Annotated in this window: 19 protein-coding genes and 1 tRNA gene; 14 read left to right on the top strand and 6 right to left on the bottom strand. The window is 63.2% G+C overall.

What is annotated here, in order from left to right:
- The first annotated feature begins 123 nt into the window (after positions 1-123).
- Both GYB81_RS02855 and GYB81_RS02850 read left to right on the top strand, forming a co-directional pair.
- The gene (locus tag GYB81_RS02855; protein WP_161864452.1) at positions 124-936 is read left to right on the top strand and encodes an HDOD domain-containing protein; all 813 of its coding nucleotides are present in this window, start codon (positions 124-126) and stop codon (positions 934-936) included.
- A 97-nt stretch (positions 937-1033) separates the two neighbouring features.
- Entirely contained in the window at positions 1034-1447 is a 414-nt protein-coding gene (locus tag GYB81_RS02850) for a PaaI family thioesterase (protein WP_161864453.1), read from the top strand.
- 6 nt (positions 1448-1453) lie between these two features.
- Here GYB81_RS02850 and GYB81_RS02845 read toward each other — a convergent pair whose 3' ends face one another.
- Positions 1454-2335: an AraC family transcriptional regulator gene (locus GYB81_RS02845; protein ID WP_161864454.1), complete on the bottom strand. Its 882-nt coding sequence runs from the start codon at positions 2333-2335 to the stop codon at positions 1454-1456.
- A 125-nt stretch (positions 2336-2460) separates the two neighbouring features.
- Here GYB81_RS02845 and GYB81_RS02840 point away from each other — a divergent pair, with 125 nt between their 5' ends.
- The 7 genes from GYB81_RS02840 (at position 2461) to mmsB (ending at position 10398) form a co-directional block, all read left to right on the top strand.
- Complete coding sequence (locus GYB81_RS02840) at positions 2461-3957, top strand: CoA-acylating methylmalonate-semialdehyde dehydrogenase (RefSeq protein WP_161864455.1); 1497 nt, start codon at positions 2461-2463, stop codon at positions 3955-3957.
- A 93-nt stretch (positions 3958-4050) separates the two neighbouring features.
- Positions 4051-5298, top strand: coding sequence for a substrate-binding protein (locus tag GYB81_RS02835; protein ID WP_161864456.1), 1248 nt, complete (start codon positions 4051-4053; stop codon positions 5296-5298).
- Between the two features lie 6 nt (positions 5299-5304).
- Positions 5305-6468: an acyl-CoA dehydrogenase family protein gene (locus tag GYB81_RS02830; protein WP_161864457.1), complete on the top strand. Its 1164-nt coding sequence runs from the start codon at positions 5305-5307 to the stop codon at positions 6466-6468.
- 78 nt (positions 6469-6546) lie between these two features.
- Positions 6547-7365, top strand: coding sequence for an enoyl-CoA hydratase (locus GYB81_RS02825; protein ID WP_161864458.1), 819 nt, complete (start codon positions 6547-6549; stop codon positions 7363-7365).
- A gap of 97 nt (positions 7366-7462) precedes the next feature.
- Positions 7463-8566 carry an enoyl-CoA hydratase/isomerase DspII gene (gene dspII, locus GYB81_RS02820; protein WP_161864459.1) on the top strand — a complete coding sequence of 368 codons (1104 nt, stop codon included), beginning with the start codon at positions 7463-7465 and terminating at the stop codon, positions 8564-8566.
- Between the two features lie 93 nt (positions 8567-8659).
- Complete coding sequence (locus GYB81_RS02815) at positions 8660-9490, top strand: isocitrate lyase/PEP mutase family protein (protein ID WP_161864460.1); 831 nt, start codon at positions 8660-8662, stop codon at positions 9488-9490.
- A 23-nt stretch (positions 9491-9513) separates the two neighbouring features.
- On the top strand, positions 9514-10398 hold the full coding sequence (gene mmsB, locus GYB81_RS02810) for a 3-hydroxyisobutyrate dehydrogenase (protein ID WP_161864461.1): 885 nt from the start codon (positions 9514-9516) through the stop codon (positions 10396-10398).
- A 530-nt stretch (positions 10399-10928) separates the two neighbouring features.
- Here mmsB and GYB81_RS02805 read toward each other — a convergent pair.
- The 3 genes from GYB81_RS02805 to GYB81_RS02800 form a co-directional block, all read right to left on the bottom strand.
- Positions 10929-11366 carry a hypothetical protein gene (locus GYB81_RS02805; RefSeq protein ID WP_161864462.1) on the bottom strand — a complete coding sequence of 146 codons (438 nt, stop codon included), beginning with the start codon at positions 11364-11366 and terminating at the stop codon, positions 10929-10931.
- 76 nt (positions 11367-11442) lie between these two features.
- Positions 11443-11595: a hypothetical protein gene (locus GYB81_RS24680; RefSeq protein ID WP_233787472.1), complete on the bottom strand. Its 153-nt coding sequence runs from the start codon at positions 11593-11595 to the stop codon at positions 11443-11445.
- Entirely contained in the window at positions 11595-11855 is a 261-nt protein-coding gene (locus GYB81_RS02800; RefSeq protein ID WP_233787471.1) for a hypothetical protein, read from the bottom strand. Before GYB81_RS02800 ends, GYB81_RS24680 begins: the two co-directional genes overlap by 1 nt.
- Before the next feature lie 272 nt (positions 11856-12127).
- On the opposite strand from GYB81_RS02800, the gene GYB81_RS02795 reads away from it, so the two are divergent.
- From GYB81_RS02795 to GYB81_RS02775, 5 genes are all read left to right on the top strand, one after another.
- A complete protein-coding gene (locus GYB81_RS02795; RefSeq protein ID WP_161864464.1) occupies positions 12128-13597 on the top strand; it encodes a sensor domain-containing diguanylate cyclase in 1470 nt (489 codons plus the stop codon).
- On the top strand, positions 13597-13803 hold the full coding sequence (locus tag GYB81_RS02790; RefSeq protein ID WP_161864465.1) for a cysteine-rich CWC family protein: 207 nt from the start codon (positions 13597-13599) through the stop codon (positions 13801-13803). The genes GYB81_RS02795 and GYB81_RS02790 overlap by 1 nt, the downstream gene beginning before the upstream one ends.
- A gap of 3 nt (positions 13804-13806) precedes the next feature.
- Positions 13807-14499, top strand: a complete 693-nt coding sequence (locus tag GYB81_RS02785; protein WP_161864466.1) for a pseudouridine synthase — start codon at positions 13807-13809, stop codon at positions 14497-14499.
- A gap of 389 nt (positions 14500-14888) precedes the next feature.
- A complete protein-coding gene (locus tag GYB81_RS02780; RefSeq protein WP_161864467.1) occupies positions 14889-15776 on the top strand; it encodes an alpha/beta fold hydrolase in 888 nt (295 codons plus the stop codon).
- Between the two features lie 85 nt (positions 15777-15861).
- Positions 15862-15935 (top strand) — tRNA-Gly (locus GYB81_RS02775).
- A 37-nt stretch (positions 15936-15972) separates the two neighbouring features.
- Here the strand turns inward: GYB81_RS02775 and GYB81_RS02770 are convergent.
- Together GYB81_RS02770 and GYB81_RS02765 are read right to left on the bottom strand one after the other, a co-directional pair.
- Entirely contained in the window at positions 15973-16986 is a 1014-nt protein-coding gene (locus GYB81_RS02770) for a phage integrase (RefSeq protein ID WP_161897730.1), read from the bottom strand.
- Complete coding sequence (locus GYB81_RS02765) at positions 16986-18266, bottom strand: phage replication initiation factor (protein ID WP_049792465.1); 1281 nt, start codon at positions 18264-18266, stop codon at positions 16986-16988. Before GYB81_RS02765 ends, GYB81_RS02770 begins: the two co-directional genes overlap by 1 nt.
- Positions 18267-18414: the final 148 nt, after the last annotated feature.

The raw sequence follows: 18414 nt of genomic DNA, 5'->3' as shown, positions 1-18414 counted from the left end.
GGTGCAAATGAGTGCAGGCACGCTAGAGAAGCGAGCAGGGCAAGTCAAGGCAGAGCACTCCGGCAGGCCGGAGGATGATTTGCTAGCCTTTGGAGAACCGTTTCAATCGATGATACCAAGCTGATGCCTACCTCTACCGATACCCTGCGCATGGCGCTGCTCAACCGCTTCCTCAAGGGTGAAGCCAGAATTCCGCAGATGCCTGAAGCCGCCGTGCGCATCAAGAAGCTGCTGGACGATCCACGTACCTCGCTGGAACAACTGACCCGCGTGATTGCCGGCGATCCGCCACTGGCCGCCTACCTGATGCAGTTCTCCAACACCCCCCTGCTACGCGGCGACCGCGCCTGTAGCTCGTTGCGCGAACTGCTGAGCCGTCTCGGCACCCGCCAGTTGGCCGACCTTGTGCTGGGGTTCAGCCTGCAAAATCTTTTCACCAGTACCGAACCGGCACTGCAACAGGCCTTTCGCACCCGTTGGCGCAACGCGCGGGAGCGCGCCGCCTACTGCGCGGTACTGGCGCAGCGCACGAAACTGTCGCTGGACGATGCCATGCTCGGCGGCTTGCTGCAGGACATCGGCAGTCTGCCCTTGCTCTCGGAACTGGAGCACTGGCCGGATGTGCCTCGCGATGGTGAAACGCTGCGTGAGCTGTGCGAGCAACTGTCGGGTGATCTCGGAGCCCTGATTCTCACACGCTGGCAGTTGCCTTCAGCGGTCATCGAATCCACTCGTCTGTACGGCCAATGGCAGCGCCAGCATGACGGCAGTGCCGACCTGGCCGATCTGGTCCTGCTCGCCAGCGCCCTGCAGAGCAATGCCATCCTGCCCGAGCCGCTTCCGGCTCAGGCAAAGCTGGGCCTGGAACCACCGCTGGCCGAGCTGCGCCAGGAGCTGGCCGGCGAACTGCAACTGTGGAAGCGCCTGCTCGCCTGAGGACCTTGCTATACGGCCTCATCAGGCATCTGGATGCAGCTTGCCCACCTCCGTGAGCCGTTCGAGACTCTCCTGCACGCACCGTGCAGGAGGTCATATGAGCGACTTGAACGGCATCAGTCGCGAACGCCTGGAACAGGCGCTCGCCCACTCCACCTTTGCCCAGCTGCTCGGCGCCGAATTGCTCGACTTCGCACCGGGACGAGTCAGCCTGCAGGTGCGCAGCCGTCCCGACCTGCGCCAGCACCACGGCTACATGCATGGCGCGGTGCTCGGTTTCATGGTCGACAGTGGCTGCGCCTGGGCTGCAGCATCGATGGTCGGCGACGTGGTCACCAGCGAATACAAGCTCAACCTGCTCGCACCGGCCCTTGGCGAACGCCTCTTGTGCCGCGCCGAAGTCCTCAAGGCCGGTCAGCGCCAGGCGGTCTGCCGAGCCGACGTGTTCGCGGTGAAAGACGGCCAGGAAAAGCTGGTAGCCACCGGGCTGGCGACCATCGCGCGGGTCTAGCAGCGACTACCCCTGATGCAGCGCCCGGTAATGACTGGGCGCCATGCCCACCACCTTGCGAAACAGCCGCGAGAAGTAATACGGGTCTTCATACCCCAATTGCTCGGCAACCTGGCGCACCTCGATATCGCCACGGTCGAGCAGGCGGCAGGCCAGCGCCATTTTCAGTTGGATGAAGTCCTGAATCGGCGCATGGCCGGTCAGCGCGCGGTAGGTCTTGGCGAAGTGAAAGCGAGACAGCTTGAACTGCGCCGCCAGTTCATCGAGGTTGAGGCTGCCATGCAGATGTTCGCGCATCACCGCCTGCACCGCCTCGATATCCAGTACCCGTCCGGACTTGAGATTGACACGCGCCGGCAGCACTGCCAGTGAGCTGAGCATCGCCTGCAGACGGTGCGCGGCATGGATGAAGGGCAAGGCGTTGAGGCCCTGCCGCTGCAGGCCCAGCAACGCCTCGAAGTCACCAATCAGCCGCGGCTGCAAACCGATACGCCGCAGCGGCTGCGCCCCCAGCAGACGCAGAAAGTCCTCGCTGACGCTGCCATCGAAGTGCACCCAATAGATTGTCCAGGGGCTTTGCCCATCGGCGCCATAGCCATGCGGCATCGCCTTTGGCAGCAGCAGCAAATCGCCAGCAGCGACTTCAAATCGTCCATCCACCGTCTCCAGCCAGCCCCTGCCGGAGCGGCAATAGATCAGCAGATGATCATCCGGCTGCAGGCGCCGCATCTGGTGACCGGCCGCGTCAGGATAGAACCCCATCGCCAGGGGATAGCAACCCGAGCTCAGCGCATGGCGTGCCAGCAGTCGCCGCAGACGTGGCGGCGTGATGAAGCGTTGCCCGCCGAGCGGCAGCGGCCAATTGGAGGTTTCCACTCGCAGGCCCATGCCTGGCGCTCCCGATAAAGACTGATCGAATGCCAAGATCGTCCATCTCAAGACCAAGATCGTCAATCCACAAGGGCACATGAAGTGGCTATAAAGACTCCATACAAGAACAACAGGAGGCGCCCATGCCCCGCACGCTCCCGCAACTGATCGACGGCCAGTGGCTGCCAAGCCAGGCAACGGACCTGATCGAAGTGACTGACCCGGCCACTCAGGAAGTGATCGCCCTCGCCCCCAGAGCGACAACCGAGGAGATAGAAGCCGCGGTAGCCGGTGCGCAACAGGCCTTCCTCAGCTGGCGCGAGGTGCCGGTATCGGAACACGCGCGCCTGATGCTGCGCTACCAGCATCTGCTCAAGGAACATCACGACGAGCTGGCGGAGATTCTTGCGGCGGAAACCGGCAAGACCTTCGCCGATGCCAAGGGCGACGTATGGCGTGGTATCGAGGTGGCCGAGCACGCGGCCAATATCGCCAGCCTGATGATGGGCGAGACGGTGGAGAACGTCGCCCGCGAGATCGACACTGCCAGTTGGATCCAGCCGCTGGGCGTGTGCGTCGGCATCACCCCCTTCAACTTCCCGGCGATGATCCCGCTGTGGATGTTTCCGCTGGCCATCGCCTGCGGCAATACCTTCATCCTCAAGCCGTCGGAACAGGATCCGATGACGCCCAATCGGCTGGCCGAACTCTTCATCGAGGCCGGCGCGCCGGCCGGGGTGCTGCAGGTACTGCATGGTGGTCGCGAGCAGGTCGATGCGCTGCTGGTGCACCCGGCGGTACGCGCGGTGTCCTTCGTCGGCTCGGTGACGGTGGGCCAGCACGTCTATCGCACCGGCACCCAGCATTTGAAAAGGGTGCAGGCCTTCGCCGGAGCCAAGAACCATATGGTGATCATGCCGGACGCGCCCAAGGATCAGGTCATCAGCAACCTGCTCGGTGCCAGCTGCGGCGCCGCCGGGCAACGCTGCATGGCCATCAGCGTGGCGGTGTTCGTTGGCGAGTCGAAACAGTGGATCGACGAGCTGGCGACGCAGATGGCCGCGCTGCGCCCCGGTCACTGGCAGGATGGCGGCGCCGCCTACGGCCCGCTGATCAGCCCGCAGGCACGCCAGCGCGTGCTGCGCCTGATCGATGAAGGCAAGGCCGAAGGCGCCGAGTGCCTGCTCGACGGTTCGCAGTGCACGGTCGAGGGTTATCCGAACGGCAACTGGATTGGCCCGACTCTGTTCCGCGGCGTGACGCCGAAGATGGGCCTGTACCGCGAGGAAATCTTCGGCCCGGTGCTGGTGTGCATGGAGGTGGACAGCCTGGAAGAGGCCATCGAGCTGGTCAACGCCAGCCCCTACGGCAACGGCACCAGCCTGTTCACCCGTTCCGGCGGCGCCGCACGGCATTTCCAGCATGCGGTAGAGGTCGGTCAGGTGGGCATCAACGTGCCGATCCCGGTGCCGCTGCCGTTCTTCTCCTTCACCGGTTGGAAAGGTTCGTTCTATGGCGACCTGCACGCCTACGGCAAACAGGCGGTGCGTTTCTATACCGAGACCAAGACGGTGACCAGTCGCTGGTTCGACGACACCCCGCTCGGTGACGGACCGAACATGACCATTCAACTGAAATGAGAACGGCGTTCTTATTAGACGAAAAGACGATCACTAGAACTGGACAAGCGGCGTAAAAGGACTCTTTGCAGAACAAAAACAAGGAGAACTGCAATGCGCCAACTGTCTGCCATCCTGGCCCTGTGGGCCGGAATCACTGCCTGTGTGCAGGCTGCCGAGCCCATTACCCTCGGCCTCAACTACCCGCGCACCGGACCATACAAGGAGGAGGGATTGGCGCAAATGCGTGGAGCCCTGCTGGCCATCGACGAGATCAACGCTCAGGGCGGTGTACTGGGTAGGCCCCTGCGCCTGTCCAGCAAGGACACGGCCTCGCGTCCGGCCAAGGCGGAGAAGAACGTCGACAAGCTGGCTGCCGAGGGCGCAGCGATGCTCTTCGGCGGTTCTTCCAGCGCGGTCGCCATTGCCGCCGGCAAGCGTGCCAAGGAGCACGGCCTGCTGTATTTCGGCACCCTTACCTACTCCAACGACACCACCGGCAAGGACGGCCACCGCTACATGTTCCGCGAGTGCAACAACGCCTGGATGAGCGCCAAGGTACTCGGCCAGTATCTGAGCAAGACCTTGCCGAACAAGCGTTATTTCTATGTCACCGCCGACTACACCTGGGGCCACACCACCGAAGCCTCACTGCGCCAGGCCACGGCAAGCGTCGATGCTGGCCAGCATGCAGGTGTACGCATCCCCTTCCCCGGCGCACGCCTGGCCGACTACACCGATGCCTTGACCCAGGCCGCATCGAGTGATGCCGACGTTCTCGCCCTGGTGCTGTTCGGCGAGGATCTGGTGCGCGCCATGCGCATCGCCCATGACCTGGGCCTGACTTCGCGTATGCAGGTCATTGCGCCGAACCTGACGCAAAGCATGGTCGAACAGGCCGGCCCCGGACTGATGCAGGGTGTGATCGGCACCGAACCCTGGACCTGGCGGGTGCCGGCACTGGAAAAGTCCGCCCGTGGCGAAGCCTTCGTCGAAGCCTTCAAGACCCGCTACGAGATGTACCCGTCCAGCTCAGCCGCTTCGGCCTACAGCATCGTCCAGCAGTGGGCCGATGCCGCCAAGCGCGCCAACAGCCTGGACAGCGAAGCGCTGATCAAGGCGCTGGAAGGTCACCGCTACACCCTGCTCAAGGATGAGCAGCAATGGCGCGCCTTCGACCACCAGAACCTTCAGACCGTATACGCGGTGAAGGTGAAGCCGCGCGACGAAGTGCTCAAGGACCCGCTGAAGCAGGACTACTTCGAAATCGTCGACCGCCTCGACGCCAGCAGTGCATTGCCCAGCCTCGCCGAGTGGCAGGCCGAGCGGCGGGCTGGCGGCCAACCCCTGACCTTGCAATGAGATGCCATGGACTTCGAACTCAGTGATGAACAACGCCTGCTCACCGACAGTGCCCGCGCCTTTGCCGCGCGGGAGCTGTCGCCCCATGCCGCGGATTGGGACCGTGAGCATCACTTCCCTATCGAGGTGATTCGCCGCGCCGCGGAACAGGGCTACCTGGCCCTGTATCTGCGCGAGGAGGATGGCGGTCTGGGCCTCTCGCGGCTGTCCAGCTCACTGATCTTCGAACAACTGGCGGCGGGCTGCGTAGCCACCACCGCCTACCTGACCATTCACAACATGGCCACCTGGATGCTCGCCAGCTTCGCCGACCAGGCGCTCAAGGACGCCTGGCTGCCCGGACTGATCAATGGCCAGGCGCTGGCCTCCTACTGCCTGACCGAGCCGGATGCCGGCTCCGATGCCGCCAACCTGCGCACCCGCGCGCGACGCGATGGCGATGACTACGTGATCGATGGCAGCAAGTGCTTCATCTCCGGCGCAGGCTCGACCGATGTGCTGATCGTCATGGCGCGTACCGGCGAGGACGGCGCCAAGGGCATTTCCTGCTTCCTGGTGCCGGCCGATGCGCCCGGTGTGCGCTACGGGCGCAACGAGGACAAGATGGGCTGGAAAGCGCAGCCGACCCGCACCATCACCTTCGACGGCGTGCGCATTCCCGCCAGCCACCGCATCGGCCCGGAAGGCGAAGGCTTCGTCTATGCCATGAAAGGCCTCGACGGTGGCCGCCTGAATATCGCCAGCTGCTCGCTGGGTGCAGCCCAGGCGGCGCTGGAGCAAAGCCTGCGCTACGTCGAAGAGCGCAAGCAGTTCGGCAAGGCGCTGAGCGAATTCCAGGCGCTGCAGTTCAAGCTGGCCGACATGCTCACCGGCCTGACGGCCAGCCGGCAGATGGTGCGCCTGGCCGCATACAAGCTCGACCAGGGCCATGGCGAAGCGAGCCTCTATTGCGCCATGGCCAAGCGCTTCGCCACCGACCATTGCTTCGAGGTCTGCAACGAAGCGCTGCAACTCCATGGTGGTTACGGCTATCTGAATGACTATCCACTGGAACGCTGGGTGCGTGACGCACGCGTGCACCAGATACTGGAAGGCACCAACGAGATCATGCGGGTAATCATCGCCCGCCGCCTGCTCCTGCAGGGCGGCATGCTCGATCGCCTGCTGTAGTAACCACGATATGTAGAAGCGAGCGATGTTCGCGAGCAGAGCTCGCTCCTACAGCCATGATCCGTATCGAGGACGACCATGAGTACAGCCATCGAAACCTACAAATCCGGCATCTTCGACCTGACCCACAAGCTCACCGTGGAAAAGCACGGCCACACCGCGCTGATCACCATCAACCATCCGCCGGCCAATACCTGGGACCGCGACTCGCTGATCGGCCTCAAGCAGGTGGTCGAGCACCTCAACCGTGACGACGAGGTGTACGCCCTGGTGGTGACCGGCCAGGGGCCCAAGTTCTTTTCCGCCGGCGCCGACCTGAACATGTTCGCCGACGGCGACAAGGCGCGCGCCCGCGAGATGGCGCGGCGCTTCGGCGAAGCCTTCGAGACCCTGCGCGATTTTCGCGGCGTATCCATCGCCGCGATCAACGGCTACGCCATGGGTGGCGGCCTCGAATGCGCCCTGGCCTGCGATATCCGCATCGCCGAACGCCAGGCGCAGATGGCCCTGCCGGAAGCGGCGGTGGGCCTGTTGCCCTGCGCCGGCGGCACCCAGGCCCTGCCCTGGCTGGTCGGCGAAGGCTGGGCCAAGCGCATGATCCTCTGCGGCGAACGCATCGACGCCGACACCGCGCTGCGTATCGGTCTGGTCGAACAGGTAGTGGACACCGGCGAGGCCCGTGGCACCGCCCTGCTCCTGGCCGCCAAGGTGGCACGGCAGAGCCCGGTGGCGGTACGCACCATCAAGCCGCTGATCCAGGGCGCGCGCGAGCGTGGCCCGAACACCTGGCTACCGGAAGAGCGCGAACGCTTCGTCGACCTGTTCGATGCCGACGATACCCGTGAGGGCGTCAACGCCTTCCTGGAGAAACGCGACCCGCAGTGGCGCAACAAATGAGAAGAGCGGCTATAGGCTGCAAGCTGCAGGCCTTAGGCAAGAGCGGCGCATCGCCTGTAGCCTGTAGCCTGTAGCCTGTAGCCCCAAAGGTTATCCTATGAATCTGCAATTTGAAGAACGCCCCAGCCTGCATGGCTACCGCATCGGCATCGCCAGCCTGGACGCCGAGAAGAGCCTCAACGCCCTCACCCTGCCTATGATCGAGGCGCTCGATGCGCGCCTGAAAGCCTGGGCCGAAGACCCGACCATCGCCTGCGTGATGTTGCGCGGCAACGGCCCCAAGGCCTTCTGCGCCGGCGGCGACGTGGTGCAACTGGTCAAGCAGTGTCGCGAACAGCCAGGCGAAATACCTGCCCTGGCCCGACGTTTCTTCGCCGACGAATATCGCCTCGACCATCGCATTCACAGCTACCCCAAGCCCTTCATCTGCTGGGCCCATGGCCACGTGCTGGGCGGCGGCATGGGGCTGATGCAGGGCGCCGGCATCCGCATCGTCACGCCGAGCAGCCGCCTGGGCATGCCGGAAATCAATATCGGCCTGTATCCGGATGTCGGCGGCAGCTGGTTCCTTGCCCGCCTGCCGGGCCGCCTGGGCCTGTTTCTCGGCCTGACCGCCGCCAGCATCAATGCCCGCGATGCGCTGGACCTGAATCTGGCCGACCGCTTCCTGCGTGACGACCAGCAGGACGCCCTGCTCGAAGGCCTGGTGCAGCTGAACTGGCGCGAGCAGCCGGCGGCGCAGTTGCACAGCCTGCTGCGCGCAATGGAGAACGAGGCACGCGGCGAACTGCCGGCGGCCCAATGGCTGCCGCGCCGCGAGCGCATCGACGAGCTGCTCGATGTCGCCGATCTACCGGCAGCGGTACAGGCCATCAGCGCCCTGCAGCAGGATGACGATGCCCTGCTCGCCCGCGCCGCCAAGACCCTGGCCCACGGCTGTCCGCTGACTGCGCACCTGGTCTGGGAGCAGATCCGTCGTGCCCGCCACCTGTCGCTGGCCGAGGTGTTCCGCATGGAATACGCCATGAGCCTGAACTGCTGTCGCCACCCGGAATTTCCCGAAGGCGTGCGCGCGCGCCTGATCGACAAGGATCAGACGCCGCATTGGCATTGGCCGGATGTGACCGCGATTCCACAAGCCGTGATCGACGCGCACTTCGCCCCGGCCTGGGACGGCGAACATCCATTGGCGGATTTGTGATGCTTTCGGCGCTGTAGCAGGGCTTTTGTGGGAGGGGCTTTTAGCCGCGACCTGAAGACCTACAGGCACGACGCTGACCCAAGGAGTAACGGCATGGCCGATACGCAACTGCAAAAAGCCCTGGCCTTCCAGGCATTGCATCAACGCGACGAACTGCTGGTACTGCCCAACCCTTGGGATGCCGGCTCGGCGAAGATACTCGCGGCGCTGGGCTTCGAAGCCCTGGCCACCACCAGCGCCGGCCTGGCCTTTGCGCTTGGCCGACCCGATGGCGAAGGTCAGGTCAGCCGCGAGGAAACCCTGGCCAATGCCCGCGCCATCGTGGCAGCCACGCCCTTGCCGGTGGCGGCCGACTTGGAGAACGGCTTCGCGGACGACCCGCAAGGCTGTGCAGACACCCTGCTGCAGGCCGCTGCCTGCGGGCTGGTGGGTGGGTCCATCGAAGATGCCAGCGGGTGTGTGGATGCGCCCATCTACCCGCTGGAACAGGCCGTGGAACGCATCCGCGCCTCGGTGGCGGCGGCACGCAGCCTGCCCTTCCCCTTCACCCTCTGCGCCCGCGCGGAAAATTTCCTGCACGGGCGTGAAGACCTGGCCGACACCCTGCGCCGCCTTCAAGCCTATGCCGAGGCCGGCGCCGATGTGCTCTATGCCCCTGGCCTGACCACCCGCGCGCAGATCGACGCCGTGGTGCGTGCCGTTACACCACGGCCGGTCAACGTGCTGCTGGGGCTGTCCAGCAGCAACCTGACTCTGGACGATCTGAGAGAGCTCGGCGTGCGCCGGGTGAGCGTTGGCTCCAGCCTGGCCCGTGCGGCCTTTGGCGGTTTCCTCAAGGCCGCTCGCGAGTTGCATCAGGGCCGCGCCGACTTTGCGAGGGACGCTGCGCCCTTCGTCGAACTCAACGACCTGTTGAAACGCTAACGACAAGAACAAGGAGAACCGACATGACCCAGATCGCCTTTATCGGCCTCGGCCATATGGGCCTGCCCATGGCCCGCAACCTGCTCAAGGCGGGTTATCCGCTGAAAGTCTTCGACCTGGTGCGCAGCGCCGTCGATACCCTGGCTGGCGAGGGAGCCATGGCCGCCGAAAGCGCCGCCGATGCCATCGATCAGGCACAGGTGGTAATCAGCATGCTGCCGGCCAGTCGCCATGTGGAAAGCCTGTACCTGGGCGATGAAGGCCTGCTCGCACGACTGCCCGCCGGCACGCTGGTGATCGAGTGTTCGACCATCGCGCCGGAATCCGCACGCAAGGTGCACGCAGCTGCCCGTGAGCGCGGCATCGCCCTGCTCGATGCGCCGGTGTCCGGCGGTACCGGCGGCGCAGCCGCCGGCACCCTGACCTTCATGGTCGGCGGTGAAGCCGAAGCGCTGGAACGAGCCCGACCGATGCTCGCCGCAATGGGCAAGAACATCTTCCATGCAGGCCCCGATGGTGCGGGCCAGGTAGCCAAGGTATGCAACAACCAGGTGCTTGCGGTGCAGATGATCGCCACTGCCGAGGCCATGGCGATGGGCGTGGCCAATGGCCTGGAGCCGACCGTGCTGGCCGAGATCATGCGGCAGAGTTCAGGTGGCAACTGGACGCTGGAGAAATACAACCCCTGGCCCGGGGTGATGGAGAACGCCCCGGCGTCCAAGGGCTACAGCGGCGGCTTCATGGCCGAGCTGATGGCCAAGGACCTCGGCCTGGCCCAGGAAACCGCCAGCCACAACGGCAACAGCGCCCCGATGGGCGCACTGGCGCTGCAGCTCTACCGCCTGCTGCTCAAACAGGGCAAGGGCAAGCAGGATTTTTCGGTGGTGCAGCAGCTGTTCGTGGAATAGGGTCTGCTACGCCTGCTTGCTGGCAATTCCTCATTACGTATCGCTGACGAGTCAGCGGCAATGTTACGCTCGAAGCAATCCTTGAAAAGGGATGAACAGATTGAGCGGCGCCGGCCAAAGCGCCCTTGGCAAAAGACAACAGGTTCATCGTCAGCCTCCGATTGGATGAGCCTGAAGTGTGCCGGCCCACCGGTAGGATGGCCGCCCTTCTTTCGACTGGCGCAGGCTTCTAGCGAAGAGTCAGCCCGAAGGTCTCGTTACTGTCGAAGCAGCTGAGCACTGGCGAATCGACCTGCACATCGCCGAGTACCGCGCTCCTGGCCAGTCCGCCGTCACCGCTCAGCAAGCTATCGAGGAACTGCTCAGGCGCCAAGCGTCACCCTAGCAAGTCCCCTTGTGCAAACGTGCCATGCCACGGCGAACCTCCAGCGTCCACCTTCAACCTGGCGCCACCGGGGCAGGACCTGGTCGAAGCGATTGTCGGGTAGATGAGCGGACGCCGCGTGCTGGCACGCGGCGAATTGGGCGGCTTACCAGCGGCGCTCGCCGCTACGGCCTTGGTCGTTATGGCTGCGCCCGTTGGAGAAGCGCTGCTGCGTGCTGCGGCCGGCATCCCAGCCACGCTGTCTCTGTCCGCCTCGGTGCTCCCGGAGACCATGGTTGCGGCGATAGTCGTGCCGCGGCTGGTCGTAGCGGTTGTAGCCATCTCGGCGACGCTGGTCGTGACCATAGTGATGACGTGGCGGTGGCGCTGGCACATAGCGCGGAGGCGCCGGGTAGTCGTGCTTACGGCGATCCTCGTAGTAATAGCGCGGCGTCACGTAGACAGGCGGCGCGTAGTGATCACGTCGGTAGCCGTCGTGGTAACGGTAGGCGTGGCCGTTGTGATAGCCACGGTCGTAGTCATAGACCGCACATCCACTGAGCGAGAGGAACAGCAGGGCGGCGAAGAAAAGTCTGTCGAACATGCAAGCCTCCGCTGAGGAAGCAGGAGGAGCGCTCAGCTCCTCGGACGATAAGCCGGGCAGCGAGCCCGGAGCCGGATCAGCAACGGCCTTTCTTCGCCTGGCCAGGCGGGCAATGGGGTGGGCCACCGGTATCACCGATATCGATTCCGATACCCGGCAGCCTGAGACTGCACCCAGACAGACCAGATACCAGGCTCGTCGCCAGCAACAGCGCAAATAAGGCTTTCATCAGCAGTTGCCCTTCATGCGATGTCCCGGCGGGCAAAAGGAACCACCGTTGGAATAGCCATGCCCACCCAGATCGACACGAATCACGTCGGGATCACCGACGCGCGCATGCACACCGGGCGCACTGAAGCTGCAGCCCCCCAGGAAAAAGACCAATGTCATCACGGTCAAACCACGCATGCTGGAATACTCCTCGAATTTCCAATATCCGCTGGACGGTGACGGCACGAGGCGCAGCACCTTCAGCTGTTGGTAAGACACGCTGCACATACGCCCGTTCCGCGCTACCGAGTGAGCCGCACAACGAGTCGACGAACAGCACTGACACACCATTTGCTTGCAGCCGCAGCTGCCTGCCGGATCGCGGATAGATTCGCTGCGACCAATAAACGCTGAGCGTTCCAGGACACCAGCAGGGGGAACCATCAAGCAGCCTCGGGACTCCGTCTGGCTCCCGTAACCATGATCACAACTAGCGCTATCCCCGTTCAGCAAGCTAGCATCAAGCCATCAGCCCGCCGCCGGATTCACCCATGTCCCCGCGCCCCAAACGGTACACGCAAACCTCGCTGGTGTTACTGCTCCTGTTCCTGCTCGGCAGCGGCTTTCTCACCACCTCGCTGCTGAGCTACTACGCCTCGCGCGACAGCATTCGCCAGAACATCGTCGACACCGAACTACCGCTGACCTCGGACACCATCTATTCCGAGATCCAGAAGGACCTGATCCGCCCGACGCAGATCGCCTCGATGATGTCGCGCGACACCTTCCTGCGCGACTGGGCGCTGGCCGGTGAGCAGAACCCGGAGCCCGTCACCCGCTACCTGCGCGAGATCCAGGATCACTACGGCACCTTCACCGCCTTCTTCATCTCCGAACAAACCCGTACCTACTATCAGGCCAAGGGCGTGCTCAAACAGATCAATGAAGGCGAGCCACGCGACGCTTGGTACTTCCGCGTGCGCAACATGAAAGAACCCTACGAGATCAGCGTCGATCCGGACATGGCCAATGAGGACCGACTGACCTTCTTCATCAACTTCAAGGTGTTCGACTATCAGGAACGCTTTATCGGCGTGGCTGGCGTCGGCCTGACCGTGGATGCCGTGGTCAAGCTGGTGGACGACTACCAGCGGCGCTACGACCGCAACATTTTCTTCACCGATCGCAACGGCCATCTGGTACTGACCGGAGCCGGAGGTGGTCCCATGGGCGCCCACCGCGGCCAGCCGCTGAGCGAAGTGCCTGGTCTGGAAAACCTCCTGGCGGTGCTGCCGCAGCCCAAGAGCGGCGACTATCGCTACGACGAGCACCAGCGCGGACACTTCCTCAACGTACGCTACATTCCCGAGCTCGAGTGGTTCCTGTTCGTCGACAAGCACGAAGAAGGCGCGCTGGCCGCCGTTCGCCACAGTCTCTATATCAACCTGCTGATCTGTCTGCTGGTCACCATCATCGTGCTGGCCCTGGTGAGCCTGGTGATCCGTCGCTACCAGCAGCGGATCGCCGCCCTGGCCACCACCGACAGCCTCACCAATCTGCCCAATCGCCGCGGCTTCGAACTCCACGTGGAGCAGGCCCTGCAGGAGGCGCAGCGCGACAGCAGCCCGTTGTCTGCGGTGATGCTGGATCTGGACAACTTCAAGCTGATCAACGACCAGCACGGCCACCTGGCCGGCGACGAGGTACTGCGCCGCTTCGCCGAACGACTGCGCGCGACGCTGCGCCAGTCCGACATTCTCTGCCGCTGGGGCGGTGAGGAATTCATCCTGCTGCTGAAGAACACCGACCGCCACGCTGCCCACGAACTGGCGGAAAAGGTGCGTCAGCACTGTGCCGATCAGCGCTACCCGGTAAGCGGTGAAGCGCTGCAGGTCACCGTCAGCCTCGGCCTCAGCCAGTGGCGGCCGGGCGAAGCGCTACACGACCTGCTAGGCCGCACCGACCGCGCCCTGTACCGGGCCAAACAGACCGGGCGCGACCGCGTCTGTGAAGAGCATTGATGGACGCCGAGCATTGTCCACTATGCGGCCAGACCAACCAGTGCAGCATCGCGGCTGGCCGCATCGATGTCCCCTGCTGGTGCTTCGCAGCGCAGATCGCCCCCGCCGCGTTGCAGCGTCTGACGCCCGAGCAACGCGACCAGGCCTGCCTCTGCCCCGCCTGCGCCGGTGCCGTTGAAGCCGCCAAACGCAAAGAGCGAGACTGAGCCATGCGCCTGGATCGCTTCCTCAGCAACTTTCCGCGTTTCAGCCGCCAGGACAGCCGCCTGCTGATCAGCGCCGGTCGCCTGCGCGTGGACGGAGAGGTCATTAACGACCCGCGCCATGAGATCCGCGACTTCCACCGCGTGGAGCTGGACGACGAACTCCTGCAGGCCGGGCGCAGCGCGCGTTACTGGATGCTGCACAAGCCGGTCGGCGTGGTCAGCGCCACCGAACACCACGAGCACCGCACCATCCTCGACCTGCTCGACGAGCCGGACAAGCACGACCTGCACCTGGCCGGACGCCTGGATCTCAATACCAGCGGCCTGCTGCTGATCACCAACGACGGGCGCTGGTCGCGGCGCATCACCCAGCCGCAGCAGCGCAAGCCCAAGGTCTATCACGTCACCACCGAACAGCCGATCACCGGCGAGTATGCCGAAGTGTTCGAGCGCGGCCTGTACTTTGCCTTCGAAGATCTCACCACCCTGCCCGCACAGCTCGACGTACTGAGCAGTCACCAAGCCCGCCTGACCCTGTTCGAGGGCCGCTATCATCAGGTCAAGCGCATGTTCGGCCACTTCCGCAATCGCGTGGTCGCCCTGCATCGCGAAAGCATGGGCGAGATCAAGCTCGATCCACAGCTCGCCCCAGGCCAGTACCGCGCGCTGACCGCTGCCGAAATCGCCAGCGTCTGATCGCGCAGGCGCTGCACCTTGCAACCCGACCAACGGTATCCACAAACCGCGATAAAAATGTGACTCACCCTTGCACGGCTGCAAGGCAACTGCTTGAATCGAACAATAAGTCCTGAGATGACCAATCGGTCACCGCCAGACATCTAAGCGTTCTTTCAGTTGCTGGCGCTCTGCGCCGACTGGATTCCTGCCTGGTAACACCGCCCTCTCCAACGCCATAACAGGCTTGGAGCGCTCGCCTGTTTCGATCCTAACTGCTTGAAATTCCAATACTTATAAAAATCTCCAGCCTGACATCAAGCTGTCACGCTCAGGCGCTTTTCTGACTGCTCAATCAAATGCGAACGGCCGCCCGCTCGCCTTGTTCACTTGCGCCAGGAGGAAACGACATGAGGCCAGAAACCGCAGTCGTCGAGATCAACAGGAAGCACAAGGTACACACGGAGTTCTACGGCAACCCGGCAGCAAGCAAGACCATCATTCTGGTCAATGGCTCCCTGGCGACCACCGCCTCGTTCGCGCAGACGGTCAAGTACCTGCAACCGCAGTTCAACGTGGTGGCCTTCGATCTGCCCTATGCCGGCCAATCGAAGCCGCACAACAGCGACTTCACGCCCATCAGCAAGGAAGACGAAGCCGCTATCCTGCTCAAGCTGGTCGACCACTACGGCGCCAACTACCTGATGTCCTTCTCCTGGGGCGGCGTCGCCTCCATGCTCGCCCTGGCGCAGCGCCCGGCCACGCTGGAGAAGGCGGCGATCTGCTCCTTCTCACCGATCCTCAACGTGCCGATGCTCGACTACCTGCACAAGGGTCTGCGCTTCTTGAACGCCGTGGATCGCGACAACATCGCCCTGCTGGTCAACAGCACCATCGGCAAACACCTGCCGTCGCTGTTCAAGCGTTTCAACCACAAGCACGTCAGCACCCTGGACGAGCACGAATACCGACAGATGTACGCCCACATCAAACAGGTGCTGAACATGGAAGCGCACTGCCGCATGGAGTGCCTGCAGGCCATCGACATCCCCCTGCTGTTCGTCAACGGCGAGCGCGACGAATACACCTCGGTGGAAGACGCCTGCCTGTTCGCCCAGCACATCGACCACGCCCAATTCGCGGTGATCGACGACGCCGGCCACTTCCTCGACATGGAACACAAGGCCGCGTGGCTGCAGACCCAGCGCGTACTGCTGGACTTCTTCAACGCCCCCAGCAAACGCCTGCAAGTGCCGACGCGCGGCGAGCTGCAGGAACTGCAGGCCATTGCCGTATGAACAGGCGCAGAGGCGAACCGGCTGCACCACAGGTTCCGGTTCGCCCTTCATTTTCGCCGCAGGTTCCGGTATAAAGGCACCCGCTGCGGGTGTCGTATAATGGTAATACCCTAGCTTCCCAAGCTAGAGCCGTGGGTTCGATTCCCATCACCCGCTCCAAAATCGCAGCTTTAAGGCCCTGTTTTTACAGGGCTTTTTAGTTTCCGGGTTTTGGAAGTGTCGACAAAGTGTCGAAGATGGGATTCAGCCGCACCGCGTCCTGCAGGTGATCGGGTGACAAGTGTGCATAGCGCATGGTCATCGTCACGGAAGAGTGTCCAAGCACCTTCTGCAGCGTGAGGATGTTGCCACCGGCCATAACGAAGTGACTGGCGAACGTGTGCCGCAGAACGTGCGTGGCTTGTCCGGCCGGAAGCGTGATCGAGGTCGACTCCAGGACCCGGCTGAAATGACGAATGCAGTTCGGGAACGGCCCGCATTCCTTGAAGTAGTCCAACAACATCCGCTCCAGGGCGGGAGCAATCGGGATGGTTCGTGTACGTCTCGACTTGGTATTGGCGAAGGTCACAGCGCCATTCTTCACCCTGGACGGCACCAGCCCCTGAGCCTCACCCCAACGTGCCCCGGTAGCCAGGCAGACACGAGCGATCAGCGCCAGGTGACGGCAGTTCGGGTAGTTGTCGAAGGCATCCAGCAGTTCGGCTATCTGATCCTGGGAGAGATATGACAGCGGGCGTTCCTGCAGGCGTAACGGACGCACCTTGGCCAACGGGTTCGGGTAGTCGATATCACCCAGGCGGTGCAGCTCGTTGAATACCGACTTCACGTAGCCCAGGCGGTTGTTCAGCGTCTTACCGTGGATGCCCTCAGCCAGTTGCTTGCCGCGCAGGGTGCAGAACTGGTCAGCGGTGAACTTGGCCGCTATCGGGTCGCCCAGGTCGCGAGCGATGTTCTGCAGAACCTGTTTCAAGCGCTTGGAGTCAGCCAGGGTGTGGCCGTGCAGATCGTAGTAGCGGCTGAACACCTCAGAGAGCTTGCGGCGATCCTTTGGCTTGGGCGCCCAGTCAGGCGTTTCCATCACCTTGGCCCTGCAGGACGTTTCGAACCGTTGCGCCTCGGTCTTGGTCTTGAAGGTCTTACGGAAGCGCCGCCCCTTGATGGGTTCTACATCGACCTTCCAGCGCCCGTCAGGCTGTTGGATGATCGCCATCAGACTGCCCTGCCCCACCTGACGTGTCGTTCCTCCAGCATGCCTTTGATGTGTTTGTAGAGATCACGCTCACTCATTTCCTTGGCCGCGTAGTGATCCCGTATAACGGGCCAACAGTCCCATTGTTTTAGGGTGGAGAACGCCTTTTTTACGCCCACTCGCTCCCGTGCCAGCAGGCTGACGAAGTTTCCCAGGAACAACTCGACGTTCTTGCCGGAGAAGCCGCGCGAGGTCTTGTAGCTGCGCTTGTACTCGGTGTCATCCAGCAGCGAATCGACCGGCAGATCGACGCGGGCATCTTCACGCAGCAAGGTCCAGATCGGTTCGTAGTAGCCAGGGCGGGCCAGCAACTTGAACTGCTGCATGCCGTATCGCCAAAGGCCGTCGAGGTGTGGAACAAAGGCGGCATAGCTGTTGGTTTCGATGGCGTTGCCGGTGTGCAGATCAATGGAGCCACTGGCGAACTGCTGGATGACGGAATGGTGGTAACGAAGCTCGACACGCCACACGTCTTGCTTGGGATCGTAGTTGTCCGGGTCGCCTTCGTCGAAGCTGTCACGACGCCGCCAGACGCCTTCCCAGTAGTCGAGCTTGTCTACCGCTCGGGCTTGCAGGGTTTTGTTGTAGATACCCAGCTGGACGCTGCCCGCCGAGCCAAACAGGTAGGACTGGCCTTTGCCGTAGGTGGCAGACTCCATCGTCCATTGGATTTCCTTGATGCCGGAGATATCACGGGCAGCGCGGGCGCGGCAGTGCATGCGGGCCACCAAATCAGCAGGCGGTTGCCAGCCTTGCAGATCCAGGGCGATGTGGACGGCGCATTGGTTTACTTCAAGGTGCGTAAGGATCTGCTCGGCGTAGAAATCCATGCGGGCTTGCAGGCGCTCAGGCGACAGAGCGTCGATAGCATGGGGTGACACTTCGACTTTCAGGTGTGGGCCGATGTTCTCCTGCTTGGCGCTGTAGTTCTTGAGCAACAGGACAAACCCCAGGTCAGCGTTCTGCAGCTTGTACTGGTAGCCCGAATCCTTGCTCACACGGCCTGCATGCCAGCGCTCTCCCGCGAAGTCGACGATGGCGCCGGGCTTGTCGAACAGGCTCATGATTTCAGGGCGGAGCAAACCGCGATACAGCTGGCGGACGGTATCAACCCCGCAGTGCAGCAGGCGAACTTTCGACAGGTCGACGAAACCGGCTGTACTCGGGTCGACGAACAGGCGCCCATTCGGGTCTTCACAGGCCAGCATGTCGAGTCTCAGGAAGTCTTTTGGCTTTCTCATGTGTTCACCTATTGCTGATTAATGCGGAAGTTTTTCTCTAACTCTCTGACGTGCTACAGGGGCGTCAGCGGGCCGGCGGCGCGCACCCGCGCTCGTGCCTCGCACGCAACCCCACCGCCGGCCCGCATCCTTCGTCTGTCACTGTCCA

Source organism: Pseudomonas yangonensis (assembly GCF_009932725.1).
In the GTDB taxonomy this organism is placed as follows: domain Bacteria; phylum Pseudomonadota; class Gammaproteobacteria; order Pseudomonadales; family Pseudomonadaceae; genus Aquipseudomonas; species Aquipseudomonas yangonensis.
This window is presented reverse-complemented; position numbering and strand designations above follow the sequence as displayed.